14 protein-coding genes and 1 tRNA gene are annotated in these 14,639 nt (G+C 61.2%); 7 read left to right on the top strand and 8 right to left on the bottom strand.

Translation table 11 applies throughout. From position 1 onward, the window contains the following. Positions 1-16 precede the first annotated feature (16 nt). Complete coding sequence (locus ATY76_RS09725) at positions 17-418, bottom strand: DUF2177 family protein (protein ID WP_088674548.1); 402 nt, start codon at positions 416-418, stop codon at positions 17-19. 162 nt (positions 419-580) lie between these two features. Between ATY76_RS09725 and ATY76_RS09730 the strand changes: the two genes are divergently transcribed. Beyond that, positions 581-1,027 carry a host attachment family protein gene (locus ATY76_RS09730; protein WP_088674549.1) on the top strand — a complete coding sequence of 149 codons (447 nt, stop codon included), beginning with the start codon at positions 581-583 and terminating at the stop codon, positions 1,025-1,027. Positions 1,028-1,089: 62 nt separating this feature from the next. Here ATY76_RS09730 and ATY76_RS09735 read toward each other — a convergent pair whose 3' ends face one another. Beyond that, positions 1,090-1,956: a LysR family transcriptional regulator gene (locus tag ATY76_RS09735; protein WP_088674550.1), complete on the bottom strand. Its 867-nt coding sequence runs from the start codon at positions 1,954-1,956 to the stop codon at positions 1,090-1,092. Between the two features lie 91 nt (positions 1,957-2,047). Here ATY76_RS09735 and ATY76_RS34095 point away from each other — a divergent pair, with 91 nt between their 5' ends. Continuing rightward, the gene (locus ATY76_RS34095) at positions 2,048-2,299 is read left to right on the top strand and encodes a hypothetical protein (protein WP_088674551.1); all 252 of its coding nucleotides are present in this window, start codon (positions 2,048-2,050) and stop codon (positions 2,297-2,299) included. Here ATY76_RS34095 and ATY76_RS09745 read toward each other — a convergent pair. Further along, the gene (locus ATY76_RS09745) at positions 2,250-2,582 is read right to left on the bottom strand and encodes a hypothetical protein (RefSeq protein WP_088674552.1); all 333 of its coding nucleotides are present in this window, start codon (positions 2,580-2,582) and stop codon (positions 2,250-2,252) included. The two genes, ATY76_RS34095 and ATY76_RS09745, sit on opposite strands and share 50 nt — an antisense overlap. A 352-nt stretch (positions 2,583-2,934) precedes the next feature. Here ATY76_RS09745 and ATY76_RS09750 point away from each other — a divergent pair, with 352 nt between their 5' ends. After that, on the top strand, positions 2,935-3,375 hold the full coding sequence (locus ATY76_RS09750) for a glyoxalase superfamily protein (RefSeq protein WP_088674553.1): 441 nt from the start codon (positions 2,935-2,937) through the stop codon (positions 3,373-3,375). Between the two features lie 278 nt (positions 3,376-3,653). On the opposite strand, the gene iolB is transcribed toward ATY76_RS09750, so the two are convergent. The 5 genes from iolB to ATY76_RS09775 form a co-directional block, all read right to left on the bottom strand. After that, positions 3,654-4,451, bottom strand: coding sequence for a 5-deoxy-glucuronate isomerase (iolB, locus tag ATY76_RS09755; protein ID WP_088674554.1), 798 nt, complete (start codon positions 4,449-4,451; stop codon positions 3,654-3,656). Positions 4,452-4,644: 193 nt separating this feature from the next. Then, a complete protein-coding gene (iolE, locus tag ATY76_RS09760; RefSeq protein ID WP_088674555.1) occupies positions 4,645-5,562 on the bottom strand; it encodes a myo-inosose-2 dehydratase in 918 nt (305 codons plus the stop codon). A 66-nt stretch (positions 5,563-5,628) separates the two neighbouring features. Continuing rightward, positions 5,629-7,479, bottom strand: coding sequence for a 3D-(3,5/4)-trihydroxycyclohexane-1,2-dione acylhydrolase (decyclizing) (iolD, locus tag ATY76_RS09765; RefSeq protein ID WP_088674556.1), 1,851 nt, complete (start codon positions 7,477-7,479; stop codon positions 5,629-5,631). Positions 7,480-7,675: 196 nt separating this feature from the next. Continuing rightward, entirely contained in the window at positions 7,676-9,610 is a 1,935-nt protein-coding gene (gene iolC, locus ATY76_RS09770) for a 5-dehydro-2-deoxygluconokinase (protein WP_088674557.1), read from the bottom strand. Between the two features lie 92 nt (positions 9,611-9,702). After that, entirely contained in the window at positions 9,703-10,578 is an 876-nt protein-coding gene (locus ATY76_RS09775) for a MurR/RpiR family transcriptional regulator (RefSeq protein WP_088674558.1), read from the bottom strand. A gap of 207 nt (positions 10,579-10,785) precedes the next feature. Here ATY76_RS09775 and ATY76_RS09780 point away from each other — a divergent pair, with 207 nt between their 5' ends. The 4 genes from ATY76_RS09780 to ATY76_RS09795 form a co-directional block, all read left to right on the top strand. Then, entirely contained in the window at positions 10,786-11,901 is a 1,116-nt protein-coding gene (locus ATY76_RS09780; protein ID WP_088674559.1) for a Gfo/Idh/MocA family oxidoreductase, read from the top strand. 87 nt (positions 11,902-11,988) lie between these two features. After that, a complete protein-coding gene (locus tag ATY76_RS09785) occupies positions 11,989-13,206 on the top strand; it encodes an FAD-dependent oxidoreductase (RefSeq protein ID WP_088674560.1) in 1,218 nt (405 codons plus the stop codon). A 109-nt stretch (positions 13,207-13,315) separates the two neighbouring features. Beyond that, positions 13,316-13,406: transfer RNA gene (locus tag ATY76_RS09790), tRNA-Ser, on the top strand. A gap of 566 nt (positions 13,407-13,972) precedes the next feature. Beyond that, positions 13,973-14,639: porin (locus ATY76_RS09795; protein WP_141104997.1), on the top strand; the 667-nt coding region annotated here is incomplete at its 3' end.

The raw sequence follows: 14,639 nt of genomic DNA on the forward strand, positions 1-14,639 counted from the left end.
ATCTCCGCTGCTCGCTTCAGCCGATGATCCTGACGGCGAAATATCCGGCGGCGGAAGTCAGCGCCGTCAGAACCGTACCCCAGGCCATATCCACCAGACTGAGCGTCAGCGGCCAGTTGCGAAGCGTGGCAAGGTTGGTGATGTCGTAGGTGCCATAGGCCGCCAGTCCCAGAATGGCACCGTAGAGAAGGGCTGCTGTAACCGACCCTGCCGACAGCGCCGGCAGTACGGCCAGGATCACCACCGCGGCGGCGAAGAACAGGTAGAACAGCGCTGCGACCGCCAGATTGGGCGAGGGCAGCATCAACTCTCCCAGCTGATCGCGATAGAAATTGCGAGCGACGAGGCCAAGCCATATCCCGTCGCAGACGAGGAGCGTGAACAAGACGCCGGCATAAGCAAGAAGCGTTGTCTTCATTATCGATCTCCCGAACATCTCCTTCTACGCAGCAATGAGCGGCCGGATCGCCGCCCGATCGATTTCGGCGCGATTTTTCGAACCCTTTCAACGGCCGGGCGTTCTGCCCTGATCGATGACGCGGCGCGCGCGCTTCGAACGACGACAGTGAGGAATCAAAAAATGACCGACGTCAGAGTCCCTCGGGAATCATGGGTGGTAGTCTGCAACGGAGCCAAGGCTCTGATCATGCAGAACGCCGGCGATAACAAGCAGATGAACCTGAAGGTGCTGGAAACCCTGAAGCAGCCGAGCGAGCCGGATCGCGAGATCGGCACCGACAAGCCCGGCCGCAGCCACGCCGCCCACGGTCTCGGCGGTAGCGCCGTCGAGGAAACCCATTGGCAGGATCAAGCCGAAGCGCAGTTTCTTAAGCACGTGGCGGAGAGGCTGGACGAACTAGTGCATGAAAAGGATGCCCACCGCATCATCCTCATCGCGCCGCCGAGGGCGCTCGGTGTGCTGCGGCCCGCGCTCAAGGCCGATACGCAGGCGGCGATTTCGGCGGAACTGACGAAGGACTATACCAACATGCCGGTCGACGAGATCGAGCGGCATCTCGCCGCCTGAGGCCGTCGATAGGGTGAATCAGGAACGCGGGCTGAACGGCCCGCGTTTTTCATATTCCCATGTCACGTCAATGGCGTCTTTCCGGCAAACAGGTCTTCGTGATCGGCAAACAGCGTCGCCAGGCGGTCGATGACGGTTCTGACCTCCGGCCGTTGCCGCTCGTCGTCATGCGCGACGATCCACATCTCATAGGTCAGTTCATCGATGACAGGTCCGGCGCGCATGAGCTTGCGCTCCTGATCGCCGATGAAACAGGGCAGCACGCCGCGGCCGGCGCCTCCGCGGATGAGGTAAAAGAGCATATGCGGCGTGTTCGTCCAGCTGGTGATCCAATAATCCGGCTGTTCGAAAGTCCACTTGTCCGCCGGCGTAATGGCGATATCGGTGCCGAGCGAGATCCAGTTGCAGTTGGCCTCGTCATAAGAGGCCGCCTGATAAACCGCATGCGCCACCCTGACCGAACGGCGGATCGCGACGTTGCCACTCTCCGGCCGGCCGTGGCGGATGGCGATATGCGCTTCGCGATAGGTGAAATCCGCGCCCGCGTCACAGGTCTTGTAACACATGCGGAAATTGTCCTTCGGCGTCCAGACGCTGGCCAGATGGTCGGCGATGAAGCGCGAGGTCCAGCTGTCCACGACCGTCGATACGATCGGTAGCGTCAATACCTCGCCGCGCCAGTCGGAGATGGCGCGTGCCGCATCCTGCATCAGCCGGACGCGATCGAGCAGCTCCTGTCCGTCCTTCGCCAGCAGATAGCCGGTAGGGCCGCGGGTGAACAGCGAGCGGCCCGTCACCCGTTCGAGCGCCAGCATGCGCCGGCCGATCGTCGGTGCGCTGAGACCGGTGCGCGCCGCGGCGGCCGAAAGCCCGCCGCTGGTCGCAACATGGAAGAAGAGTTGGAGATCGTCCCAGCTTGCGTCTTTCATGGATGAAAACCCCCTTTCCCCAGCGCCTCTACATCGCAAGGGTGCGAAGCCTTAGCTCAAGTGCTCCAGCAAATAGATGGAGGACGAAGCAATGCTTCTCAACTGGGTTGTTCTTTCCAATGAATTGCAGATCCATAATCGCCGGGTGCGGCGCGATCCCTTCGCCGATCCGCTTGAGGCGCCGGAATGGCGGGGATTTCTCTGGCTCGTCCCTCTTCTCGCGCGCCTGGCCGCAAGGCCGTACGCCGAAACGAAGGCGCCGTGCCGCGATGAACCGCGGATCGAAAAGAGCTTCAGGTTTCGAAGCTCAGCCGCAATACGTGGTGCAGGAATTCCGGATTGAGCAGCATGTTGAAGCTGACCGTCACGAATTCGCCTTCGCGCTTGACCACGGTCGCGCCGATCTCGTCGTGGATGCCGAGGATTTCGAGGAAGAAATGGCTCGGCATCTCCAGGTTTGGGCTCACTTCGAGCAGCGCGCCGGCGAGTGTGATCGTGCGGATCAGGCAGCGGACCTGCGTTCCGGTGCTGAGGTGATGGCCGACGAAGATGATGTTGCCGGGCCTGTCGAGATTGAATTCCCGGTAAGCGCGTTCCGGCTTGGGATGTTCTGTGTCGAGGTGCATCTGAAAGGCCCTTTTAGCCTCCGCTTGTCGTCTGATAAAATTAGCAGGAGAATACTGACGGCTGGTGAATAATATCACTAAGATTGCAGACTTTTCAGCAGATTGCGGAAAAAACGCACCGATTTTGGCCAGATTTGCCCCAAATTTGCTCATTCCATGCGCGTGCATGCGTCATTCTTGACATGCTGGCGGCCTTCGCGCATAGAAAGGCCGGTTGGAGGCGCCGGCCGCTCGCGGATGAAAATCCATGGTGAAGCCCTCGCGATCATGGTCACGGCCCTTGTGCATGCTGACTGGCGGCAATGCGAGCACCCATCCACAGTCGAAGAGCATGCCTCCAAAGGCTCACTCCATGACGACCACCTATCCTGACATTGAAGAACTGAAAACCCAGGCCAAGCGCCTGCGCCAGGCGATGAACGATCGCGGCACCGCGCTGACTCATAGTGCGGCTCTGGAACTGATTGCCCGCCAGCACGGCGCGCGTGACTGGAATACGCTGGCAGCCCTTGCCGCAAAGCCCAATGCCAGTCCGAAGACGCAGCTCTTCGTCGGCGCGCATATTCGCGGGCGCTATCTCAATCAGCCCTTCACCGGTGAGATTTTGGCGCTTTCGGCCTTACCGGGCGGCGATCTCCACAAGATCACTATCCATTTCGACGAGCCCGTGGATGTCGTCACCTTCGAGAGCTTTTCTGCCTTCCGTCAGCGTGTGTCCGCGCAGATCGATGCCGATGGCGTCTCGCCGAGGAAAACCTCGAACGGACTGCCGCACCTGGTGCTTGATCTCTAGACTGCTCGTGTTTCTTTGATGCTTTCCGCCGCTGCGGGCAAACAAGCCGCCGGTGAACGACTTCGAAGTCGCGCGTCGATTTTCGAGAGCAGTTCACCGGCGGCTTTGTCGCCTATTCTTTGACGGCCGCCACTGCCAATGTCGCGGCTTCGGCTCGTGTGGGCCGGTATTAGGAATCGAGCTGTGCATGGTAAGCCTCCATCCTGGTTTGAATGGAGGCAATGAACCATCAGCGGCGGCTCTGCGCTGTCAGATTATTTAGCGATTCGACGCGGCCTTCACGCCTTCAGCAGCCATTCGTGCTCGGCGGCATTGTGGAACTTCCAGATCCGCTTCGGCCCGGCCATGACATTGAGATAATAAAGGTCGTAGCCGTGCGTTGCCGCGCAAGGATGATAGCCCTTCGGCACCAGCGTCACGTCGCCGTCTTCGATCGCCATGGCTTCATCGAGCGAGCGATCGTCGGTATAGACGCGCTGGAAACCGAAGCCCTGCGGCGGATTGAGGCGATGGTAATAAGTCTCTTCGAGGAAGCTCTCGTTCGGCAGGTCGTCCCGGTCGTGCTTGTGCGGCGGATAGGAGGAGGTGTGACCGCCGGGCGTGATCACTTCGACGACGAGCAGCGAATGCGCCGAGCTGTCGTCCTCAGGCATGATATTGTTGACGTAGCGGACATTCGTGCCCTTGCCGCGCGTCACCTGAGGATGCGTGCCGGGCGGAATCGCCTTGGCCTCATAGGTGCCGCCGCCGGGCGCCGAGCAGACTGCCAGCTCCAGATCGGTCTCGGCCGTCACTGACCACGTCGATTCCAGCGGGATATAGAGCGCATGCGGAGCGCCGTCGAAGGGGCTCATGCGGCCGCCGAGCGTGCCGAAATCCTTGGTGCCGGCGGATGCCTTGCCCTTGCCCGTGACCCAGACGAGGCAGACTTCCCGATCGCCGGTCTCTCCCGAAACCGTTTCGCCCGGCTTCACCCGATGCAGATCGAAGCCGACATAGGTCCAGCCGGCATTCTCAGGAGTGACATGCGTGACGCGGCCATGTGTGCCGGACGGTTTCACCTTGAGGTTTGGCATTGGTGTTTCTCCTCATACGTTACAAAATCCCCGCCCCAAACCCCTCCCCACAAGGGGGAGGGGCTTAATCTGCGGCGCTGTCTCGCTCATGTTGCGACGTTCCTTTTGCAAGGTGGCGCTGTCTGGAGCAGAGCGGTGCCTCAAGTTAGGTCCCTCCCCTTGTGGGGAGGGGTTGGGGAGGGTTTTATTTTCGTTATCCCTTCGGGAAACCTTCGGTTTCCACGGTATAGCCCGCCGCCGTCATGACGCGCATCAGTTCCGCATGGCCGATCTCGGCCATCTTCTGCGGCGGCGCCTTGCGCGGATCCTGTTCGGCTTCGACGACGAACCAGCCCTCATAGCCGTGGTCGGCGAAGCGCTGGACGATGGCGCCGAAATCGAGCGAGCCGTCGCCCGGCACCGTGAAGGCGCCAAGCGCCACTGCATCCAGGAAAGACTGGCGGCTGCGGTCGAGACCATCCACAACGGATTTGCGGATGTCCTTGACGTGAACGTGGTTGATGCGGGCGTGGTGATTGTCGATGGCGCGCAAGACATCGCCGCCGGCAAAGGCCAGGTGCCCGGCATCGAGCAGCAGCGGAATGCCTTCGCCCGAATTACGCATGAAAGCATCGAGTTCCGGCTCGGTTTCGACGACGGCTGCCATGTGGTGATGGTAGGAGAGCGGCATGCCCTGCTCGGCGCACCATTCGCCGAACTCCGTGACGCGCCGCGCATAGGCCTTCATTTCGTCGTCGGCGAGGCGCGGCTTGGTCGCGAGCGGCTTGGACCGGTCGCCCTGGATCGAACGGCCAACTTCGCCGTAAACGATGCAGGGCGCATTGACCGCCTTGAACAGCTCGATCATCGGGACGATGCGGTCCTTGTTGGCCGCAAGCTCCTCGTTGACGAGTGTGCCGGAGAACCAGCCGCCGCACAGCGTCACGTCGGCGGCGCGCAGGATGGGCAGCATCTCCTCGGGATTGCTGGGGAAACGGCGGCCCTGCTCCATACCGGTGAAACCGGCGCCGCGCGATTGCCGCAGGCATTCTTCGAGGGACACATCGTCGCTGAGTTCGGGAAGGTCGTCGTTCCACCATGCGATGGGCGACATGCCGAGTTTGGCCTTCATCAATATTCTCCTTAAAGACATTGCTGAGGAGCGGGTGCGCTCCTCCGGAAAAATGGCGGTAACTATTCAGCCGATGCGCTGGGAAGCGCGGGCTTCGACATAGCCCTTGCGCGCCTTGTTGACTTCCTCGCGCGGGCTGACTTCCGGCACCGCGACATCCCACCAGTGGCCGCCGGCCTCGGTGGTGATCAAAGGATCGGTGTCGATGACGAAGACCGAAGTGCGGTCGTTCTTATTCGAATTGGCGATTGCCTGCTCGAGTTCGGCGATGGAGCCGACCTTGACGGCGATGGCGCCCATGCTTTCGGCATGCGCGCGGAAATCGATCTCCGGCATCACTTCGTGATAAGAGTCCTTGAGCAGATTGTTGAAGTTGGCGCCGCCGGTGCCCATCTGCAGACGGTTGATGCAGCCATAGCCGCGATTGTCGAGCACGACGATATTGATCTTGATGCCGAGCATGACCGAGGTCGCGATCTCGGAATTCATCATCATGTAGGAACCGTCGCCGACCATGACGACGACCTCCCGCTCGGGACGCGCCATCTTGGCGCCGAGCCCGCCGGCGATCTCGTAACCCATGCAGGAGAAGCCGTATTCCATGTGATAGCTGCCGGGCGCCGTCGCCGGCCAGAGCTTGTGCAATTCGCCAGGCAGGCCGCCGGCGGCGCAAAGCACCGTCGTGTTCTCGCCGCCGATCGTGCGCGCCACCGCGCCGATCACCTGCGCATCGGAGGGCAGGGCGGCATTGGTCGTCGCCATGGCCTTGGCAGCCGCATCCATCCAGATCTTCTTTTCGGCAGCGGCCTTCTCGGCCTGCGCTGCCGACGCCTTCCAGCCGGAAAGCCCCGCCGAAAGCGCCTTCAGCCCCTCGCGGGCGTCTGCCACAACTGGGTGGCTGTCGTGCTTCACCGCGTCATAGGCGGCGATGTTGAGGCCGATCATCTTGAGGCCATCATTCTTGAACAGCGCCCAGGAGCCGGTGGTGAAATCCTGGCAGCGGGTGCCGACGGCGATGACCAGATCCGTATCTTCCGCAATTGCATTCGCAGCCGAAGTGCCGGTGACGCCGACCGAACCGAGCGCCAGCGGGTGGGTCTCGTTGATGGACGACTTGCCGGCCTGGGTGACGACGACGGGAATGGCGTGGGCTTCGGCAAAGGCCGTCAGCTCCTTCGTTGCCTGCGAATAAAGCACGCCGCCGCCGGCGACGATCACAGGCTTCTGCGATGCCTTGATCAGCGCGATGGCATTGGCCAACTCGTCTGCATCCGGCTGCGGCCGGCGGGTGGTCCAGACCTTTTCCTCGAACAGGCTCTCCGGATAATCGAAGGCTTCGGCCTGAACGTCCTGGCAGAGCGACAATGTCACCGGGCCGCAATCGAGCGGATCGGTCAGCACCTGCATGGCGCGCTTCAGCGCCGTGATGATCTGCTCCGGCCGGGTGATTCGGTCGAAATAGCGCGAGACCGAACGGAAGGCGTCATTGGCCGAAACCGTGCCGTCGCCGAAATCCTCGATCTGCTGCAGCACCGGATCGGGCGCGCGGTTGGCGAAGACGTCGCCGGGCAGGAAGAGAACGGGAATGCGGTTGACATGCGCGACACCGGCGGCCGTCACCATGTTCAAGGCGCCGGGGCCGATCGAGGTCGTGCAGGCCATGAAGCGCGTGCGGAAATTCGCCTTGGCATAGGCAATCGCGGCATGCGCCATGCCCTGTTCGTTATGGGCGCGATACGTCGTCAACTCGCCGCGCACCTGATAGAGCGCCTCGCCGATGCCGGCGACGTTGCCGTGGCCGAAGATCGCCCAGACGCCGCCGAAGATCGGCACCTTCTTGCCGTCGACAACAGTCATCTGCTTTTTGAGGAAATGCGCGACGGCTTGAGCCATCGTCAACCGTATCGTCTTGCCCATCGGGGTCTCCCGCAATTCGTTCTCTTTACGTTTTCCCCTCCCCAACCCCTCCCCACAAGGGGGAGGGGCTAACCTCCTCGGCTATCTGCATTACCGCCGCAACCTTTCATCCAGAAGATGTTCGGTCCCGGCGTGGGGCGGTGCCTCAAGTTAAGTCCCTCCCCCTTGTGGGGAGGGGTTGGGGAGGGGCTTGTTCTTAATACTGCCCGCGGGTTTTCAGCCACGCCTCTGTCAGTTGCTGGAAGCGGCCAGCCATGTCGGCGGTCGCTTCCTCGTCATTCATGGCGCCGGAAAGCCAGGCGCGCGCCGCATCGGCAAAGATCGTCCGGCCGACGGCGAAGCCCTTGACGGAAGGAGCGGCCAGCGTCGCCTCGAAGCAGGAAATCAGCTCGTCGGCGGGCGCTTCGAGCCCAAGGAGCACGATCCCTCGGCACCATGGATCATTCTTGGCGATCACCGCATCGATCTTTTTCCAGGCTTCGCGCGAAGCCTGCGGCTCCAGCTTCCACCAATCCGGCTTGATGCCGAGCGCATAGAGCTCTTCCAGCGCGGTCGCGACCGTATCGTCGGTGAGCGGTCCGTTCTTGCCGGCGATGATCTCCACCAGCAGCTCGCGCCCCACTTTGCGCGCAGCTTCGAAAAGCGTGCGCAGCTTCTCCTGCTGTTCCGTCTTCAATTCCGCCGGATCGTCGGGATGATAGAAGCACAGGCACTTGATGCAATGGCCGAGCGGCCATTCGACAAGCTGGGAGCCGATATCCTGGCTGAATTCGAAGCGCAGCGGCTTCGAGCCCGGCAGTTCCACCGGCCGGCCGATCCAGGAGAAGCTCTTGGCCGCTGCATCGAAGAAGGCATCGCGGCCGAAACGTTCGTCGATCAGCATGCCGTAGCCGTCGCGGCCGTTGGAAACCCGCGAAGCCGCCTCGACCGCCAGCCGCTTGAAGGCGACGATCTTCTCGTGGCCGACACCGAGTTCGTCGGCGACGCTGACGAGCTGCGAACGGTGGTCGATCGCCAGCGCCATCAACAGCGGGATTTCGCCGCGCCGGGTCGATGCCCAGTGGATATGGTTGATCGCCTCGTCCTTGCGCAGCGCCCGATGTTTGCTGCCCGTCTTGAGGAAGAAATCGAGTTCCGCCCAGGTCGGATATTCCGGCGAGCAGAGCAGGCGGGAGACGGCGAAGGCGCCGCAGGCATTGGCCCAGGTGGCGCAGGTCTTCAGCGGCTCGTCACGCAGGAAGCCGCGCAGGAAGCCGGACATGAAGGCATCGCCGGCGCCGAGCACGTTGAACACTTCGATTGGGAAACCCTGGCCGACAATGCCGGCTTCGAGGTCATCGGCGATCGGTCCGTCATAGACGATGCAGCCCATGGCGCCGCGCTTCAGAACGATCGTCGCCGGCGTGAGGCGACGAATTTCCTTTAGCGCGCCGAGCACGTCGTCGGCGCCGGAGGCGATCAGGATTTCTTCTTCGGTGCCGACGATGAGGTCGCAATCCGGCAGCGTCTCTTTCATTTTGGAAGAAACGCGATCGGATTTCACATAGCGCTCGAAACCTGCGGCATGGCCGGCGAGCCCCCAGAGGTTCGGCCGGTAATCGATGTCGAAGATTACCTTGCGGCCGTTCTCCTTGGCGATGCGGATCGCCTTGCGCTGAGCCGCCTCGGTATTCGGCCGCGAGAAATGCGTGCCGGACACCAGGACCGCGCGCGACGATTTGATGAAATTTTCGTCGATATCGCCTTCATCCAAGGCCATGTCGGCGCAGTCGGAGCGGTAGAAGATCATCGGCGAGACGCCCTCGGCCTCGACCGCAAGCAGCACCAGCGCCGTCAGCCGCTCCTTGTCGGTGACGATGCCGTCGGTCGCGACACCTTCGCGCGCCGCCTGCTCACGGATGAATCGTCCCATCTGTTCGTCGCCGACGCGGGTGATGAGGCCTGACTTGAGGCCGAGTCGCGCGGTGCCGATGGCGATATTGGACGGGCAGCCGCCGACGGATTTGGCGAAGGAGGCAATATCCTCCAGCCGCGAACCGATCTGTTGACCATAAAGATCGACCGAGGAACGGCCGATCGTGATTACATCAAGCGCCGGCTCCGGCTGTTGGTCCGGATTCGATTGTACCATGATGTCCTCCCGCTAGATTTTGCGCGGCTTCCTGTGCCTGCGAATTTTCAATAATGAAACATTGGTTCCGCGATCTTGTCAATTCAGAATGTTTATTCCATTTTCGCTTTTGCAGGTTTTGAGTGCTGGCGCTTGCGCCGCCGCTCGGCGATGGCGACCGGCAGCGCCATGGTGAGCGCCATCGAAGCTGAAAGCGAGCGGAAGCCGGCGAAATCGGCCTCAGCCACTTCGAACCAATGCGTGGCGCAGGCGGCAAGCGGCGAAAAAGCCGAATCGGTGATCGCGATGACCGGGACGCCGCGGTCGGCAAGTTCCTGGCTCTGGTTGAGACTGTCGGCCGCATAGGGCGAAAAGCTCGCCGCGATCGCCGCATCCTTCGCTGTTGCGAACTGCACCATCTCAGGATCGACGCCGTTCGGCGATGCGACGATCTGGTGACGGATGTTGAGCTTGGAAAAAGCGTAGGTCATATGCGCCGTCAGCGGGTAGGAACGCCGCTTGGCGATCAGATAGATCGTCTCGGCGGCGGCAAGGATGTCCACGGCTTTTGTGAAAGTGTCCGTCTGCACCGTCGCCGCCAGCCGGTTGACCGATTGATTTGCCGCGGCAATGAAACCCGAGAGCAGATTGGCGTCCTCATCGTCGCCGCTCGCCTGCTCCAGCGTGACGAGCCGCTCTTCATAACTCAGCGTCCGGTCGCGCAGCCTTTCGCGGAAGATGCTCTGCAGATCGGAAAAGCCTTCATAGCCCAGATGGTGGGCCAGCCGAACGAGAGTCGAGGGCTGGACGTCGGAGGCGGCGGCGATGCTTGCCGTCGTTCCGAAGGCGATCTCATCGGGATTGCTGAGCGCGAAGGCGGCCACCTGCGCAAGCCGCTTCGGCATACTCGCCTTGCGCTCGATGATGGTGCTGCGCAGACTTTCGAAATCGCGCGGCACGCGCGTGCGACCCTGGGGACCGTTATCCATGCTTGCGGCTCACGATATGAAACAAATATTCCATATTGCCGAGCATAGACGATTTCAAACGGTGCGCCTAATTGTTTTTAATCGCCTGTAAATCAAGGCTTTTGAGACAGAAATCCCGAGATGGCGCGAAATGTACCGCGAGTCGTCTCTTGTCAAAATGATCCAAATATTCCAAAAATCGCCCCGCAGCTCTGGAGGAGACGGAAAATGAAGCCACTCGGCATCGGTTTGATCGGCACAGGCTATATGGGCAAATGCCATGCGCTGGCGTGGAATGCTGTGAAGACGGTGTTCGGCGATGTCGAGCGTCCGCGCCTCGTTCATCTTGCCGAAGCCAATGCCGCACTGGCCGAAGCGCGCGCCGGCGAGTTCGGCTTCGAGAAGGCGACGGCTGATTGGCGGGTGCTGATCGCCGATCCGGAGGTCGACGTCGTTTCCGTCACCACGCCCAATCAGTTCCATGCCGAGATGGCGATCGCGGCGCTTGAGGCGGGCAAGCACGTCTGGTGCGAAAAGCCGATGGCGCCGGCCTATGCCGATGCCGAGCGCATGCTGGAAACGGCGAAGAGATCCGGCAAGGTCGCCGTGCTCGGCTATAATTACATCCAGAATCCCGTCATGCGGCACATCAAGACACTCATCGGTGAGGGCGCCATCGGCACGGTCACGCATATCCGCGTCGAGATGGACGAGGATTTCATGGCCGATCCCGATGCGCTTTTCTATTGGAAGAGCGAGCTTTCCTCCGGCTACGGCGCACTCGACGATTTCGCCGTGCACCCGTTGTCGCTGCTCTGGTATCTTTTCGGCCACGTCGAGGCCGTCATAACCGATATGGTGAAACCCTACGCCGACAGACCGCTAAACGAGAGCGGCCGCCGCGCCGTCGAAAATCATGACGGCGCCAGCGTTCTGATGCGGATCGGTGGCGGCATTTCCGCCGTATTGATGGCGAATCGCGCCGCCTGGGGCCGCAAGGGCCGCATCGCCCTGCAGATTTTCGGTTCGAAAGGCTCGATCGTCTACGATCAGGAGCGCATGAACGAATTCGAACTCTATCAGGCCGAGGGGCGCGGCTCCGAACAGGGTTTCCGCAAGATACTGGCGGCGCCCGCCCATCGGCCTTATGATCGCTTCATCCCGGCGCCTGGCCATGGTCTCGGTTTCAACGATCTGAAGATCATCGAATGCCGCGAGCTGATCCGGGCAATTTCAGGTGAGCCGTCGTCGATCGTGACATTTGAAGACGGTCTCAGGATAGAGAAGTCGGTGCATGCCATGGCACAGTCTTTCCATGAGCGTCGCTGGATCGAGATCGGCTGAATGTAAGAGGCCGCTTTCCGTTGACGGCGTATAGGGCAGGGGATAGGCCTTGGCGTGAGTGTCGGGCCTCGTTTCAGGAGTGAGATCGTGACGGATAGAGTGGTGATCATCGGCGCTGGACAAGCCGGTTTCGCATTGGCGGCCAAGCTGCGTGCGCTGAAGGATACGCGTCCGATCACGCTCATCGGCGCCGAGGACGTCGCTCCCTATCAGCGCCCGCCGCTTTCGAAGAAATACCTGCTCGGCGAAATGAGTTTCGACCGACTGCTCTTCCGCCCGGAGCATTGGTATCCGGACAATGACGTGGATCTTCGCCTTTCAACCTGGGCCGAACAGATCAATCGGGACACCAAGCAGGTCCTGCTGCAGGACGGTTCCGTTCTCGATTACGACACGCTGGTGCTCGCCACCGGCTCGACCCCACGCCGGCTGCCGGCTGCGATTGGTGGCGACCTCGAAGGCGTCTATGTGGCTCGCGACAAGCGCGATGCCGATCTGCTCGCCGACGAGATGCGTCCCGGTCGCCGTGTCCTCATCATCGGCGGTGGTTATATCGGCCTCGAGGCGGCCGCCGTCGCGCGCCACCGCGGCCTGGAGGTCACCGTCATCGAAATGGCTGACCGTATCCTGCAGCGCGTTGCGGCGAAAGAGACCGCCGACATCATGCGCGGGATCCATCAGGGTCATGACGTGGTGATTCGCGAGAAGACCGGGCTCAAGCACCTGGTCGGCAAGGACGGCCGTGTCGCTGGCGCGGCCCTTTCCGACGGATCGACCATCGATGTCGATTTCGTCGTCGTCGGCATCGGCGTCGTGCCGAATGACCAGCTCGCCAAGGAAGCCGGTCTCGACGTCGCCAACGGCATTGTCGTCGATGAATTTGCCCGCACTTCCGACCCGTCGATCTTTGCGGCCGGCGATTGTGCTGCGTTGCCCTGGCAGGACGGCCGTATCAGGCTCGAATCCGTGCAGAACGCGGTCGACCAGGCCGAAGCCGCGGCAGCCGTCATTGCCGGCGGCAGCGAACCTTACGAGCCGAAGCCGTGGTTCTGGTCCGACCAATATGACGTCAAGCTGCAGATCGCCGGCTTCAATCTCGGTTATGACGAGACGCTGCAGCGTCCCGGCGCCCGGGAAGGCGCCCATTCGATCTGGTATTTCAAGGAGGGCTCGTTGATCGCCGTCGATGCGATCAACGACGCGAAGGCCTATGTGACGGGCAAGAAGCTGCTGGAATCCGGCGTCAACCCCGACAAATCGATTCTCGCGGATCCCTCTGCCGATCTGAAGAGCCTGCTGGGCTGAGGCTTCGGCAGGATCGTAGCAAGACGCGCGCCATCTCTTCCTTGCCTACATGTATAAGGGAGAAAAAGCGCTTGCTTCACCTGCCGAATGGCTCTATCAGGCTCCCACCGGAGAGGTGGCCGAGTGGTCGAAGGCGCTCCCCTGCTAAGGGAGTATACGTCAAAAGCGTATCGTGGGTTCGAATCCCATCTTCTCCGCCATCCAATTTCCCAGCATAATTAGGTCCTTGGTTTCTGGCAGCGACGCCGTTTCGCATAGCCGGCTATATCTACTGCCCGGCCGGCGGGAAATGTTTCCTCTTCCGAACGAGAGAATCGCCTGCGGGAATCACCCGTTGCGACTCATGCCCAGCTGGATGACGGAAGCGGCTTCCGTGACCGTTCGGTTACGCTTCAGGCGACGTCATCATCCTTCCAAGGATTGAATCCCGTCAGAAAAGTGTTGTGAATGTGTCGCCGAGGGCGTGTCCAATGCTTTGGGGATCCCGGCTAAGCAGCCGCAAAATCAGGATTTTCTTAACAAAGCATAAAGGAAATCGGCGCCGGTTGCCCGACTTGTGTCCTTTCAGCAACAGGATTGCGGGAAGGCTCTTTCAAACTCCCTGTTCGAGTAAGTTGGTGATTGCGTGACGGCCCCCGTCTTGTATTTTCACCCTCGGAAGCAAGGGCGGCTGACCGTCCACTTCTTGAAACGCGGGGATGGGGCAGGGAACGCTGCTCAGCGAAAGATCCCAAACCCGATTGAAACTTTGAATTGGAGGTCATTTATGAACATCAAGAGCCTTCTTCTCGGCTCCGCTGCTGCTCTCGCAGTGGTATCCGGCGCTCAGGCTGCTGACGCTATCGTCGCTGCTGAGCCGGAACCGGTTGAATATGTTCGCGTCTGCGACGCTTACGGCACCGGCTACTTCTACATCCCGGGCACCGAAACCTGCCTCAAGATCGAAGGCTACATCCGTTTCCAGGTTAACGTTGGCGACCGTCCGGGCAATTCGGTTGATCGTCCTAACGATTCCGATTGGGATGCAGTCACCCGCGGCCAGGTTCAGTTCACGGCCAAGAGCGACACCGAATATGGTCCGCTGACCGGCGTCATCGTCATGCAGTTCAATGCTGACAATGCCTCCGACCAGGAAGCTCACCTCGACTCCGCTTACCTCGACGTCGCGGGCTTCCGCGCCGGTCTGTTCTACAGCTGGTGGGACGATGGTCTCTCGGGTGAAACCGACGACATCGGTTCTGTCGAAACGCTGCACAACTCCATCCGCTATCAGTACGAAAGCGGCGACTTCTATGCCGGCCTCAGCGTCGACGAACTGGAAGACGGCGTTTACAAGACTGGCGAAACCTCCAACAACGTTGGCGTTGCCTTCGGCGTTGGCGGCACTGCCGGCGCATTCAGCTACCAGGTCACCGGTGGCTGGGACTTCGATA

It is taken from the genome of Rhizobium sp. R339, from assembly GCF_002211395.1.
Taxonomy (GTDB): domain Bacteria; phylum Pseudomonadota; class Alphaproteobacteria; order Rhizobiales; family Rhizobiaceae; genus Rhizobium.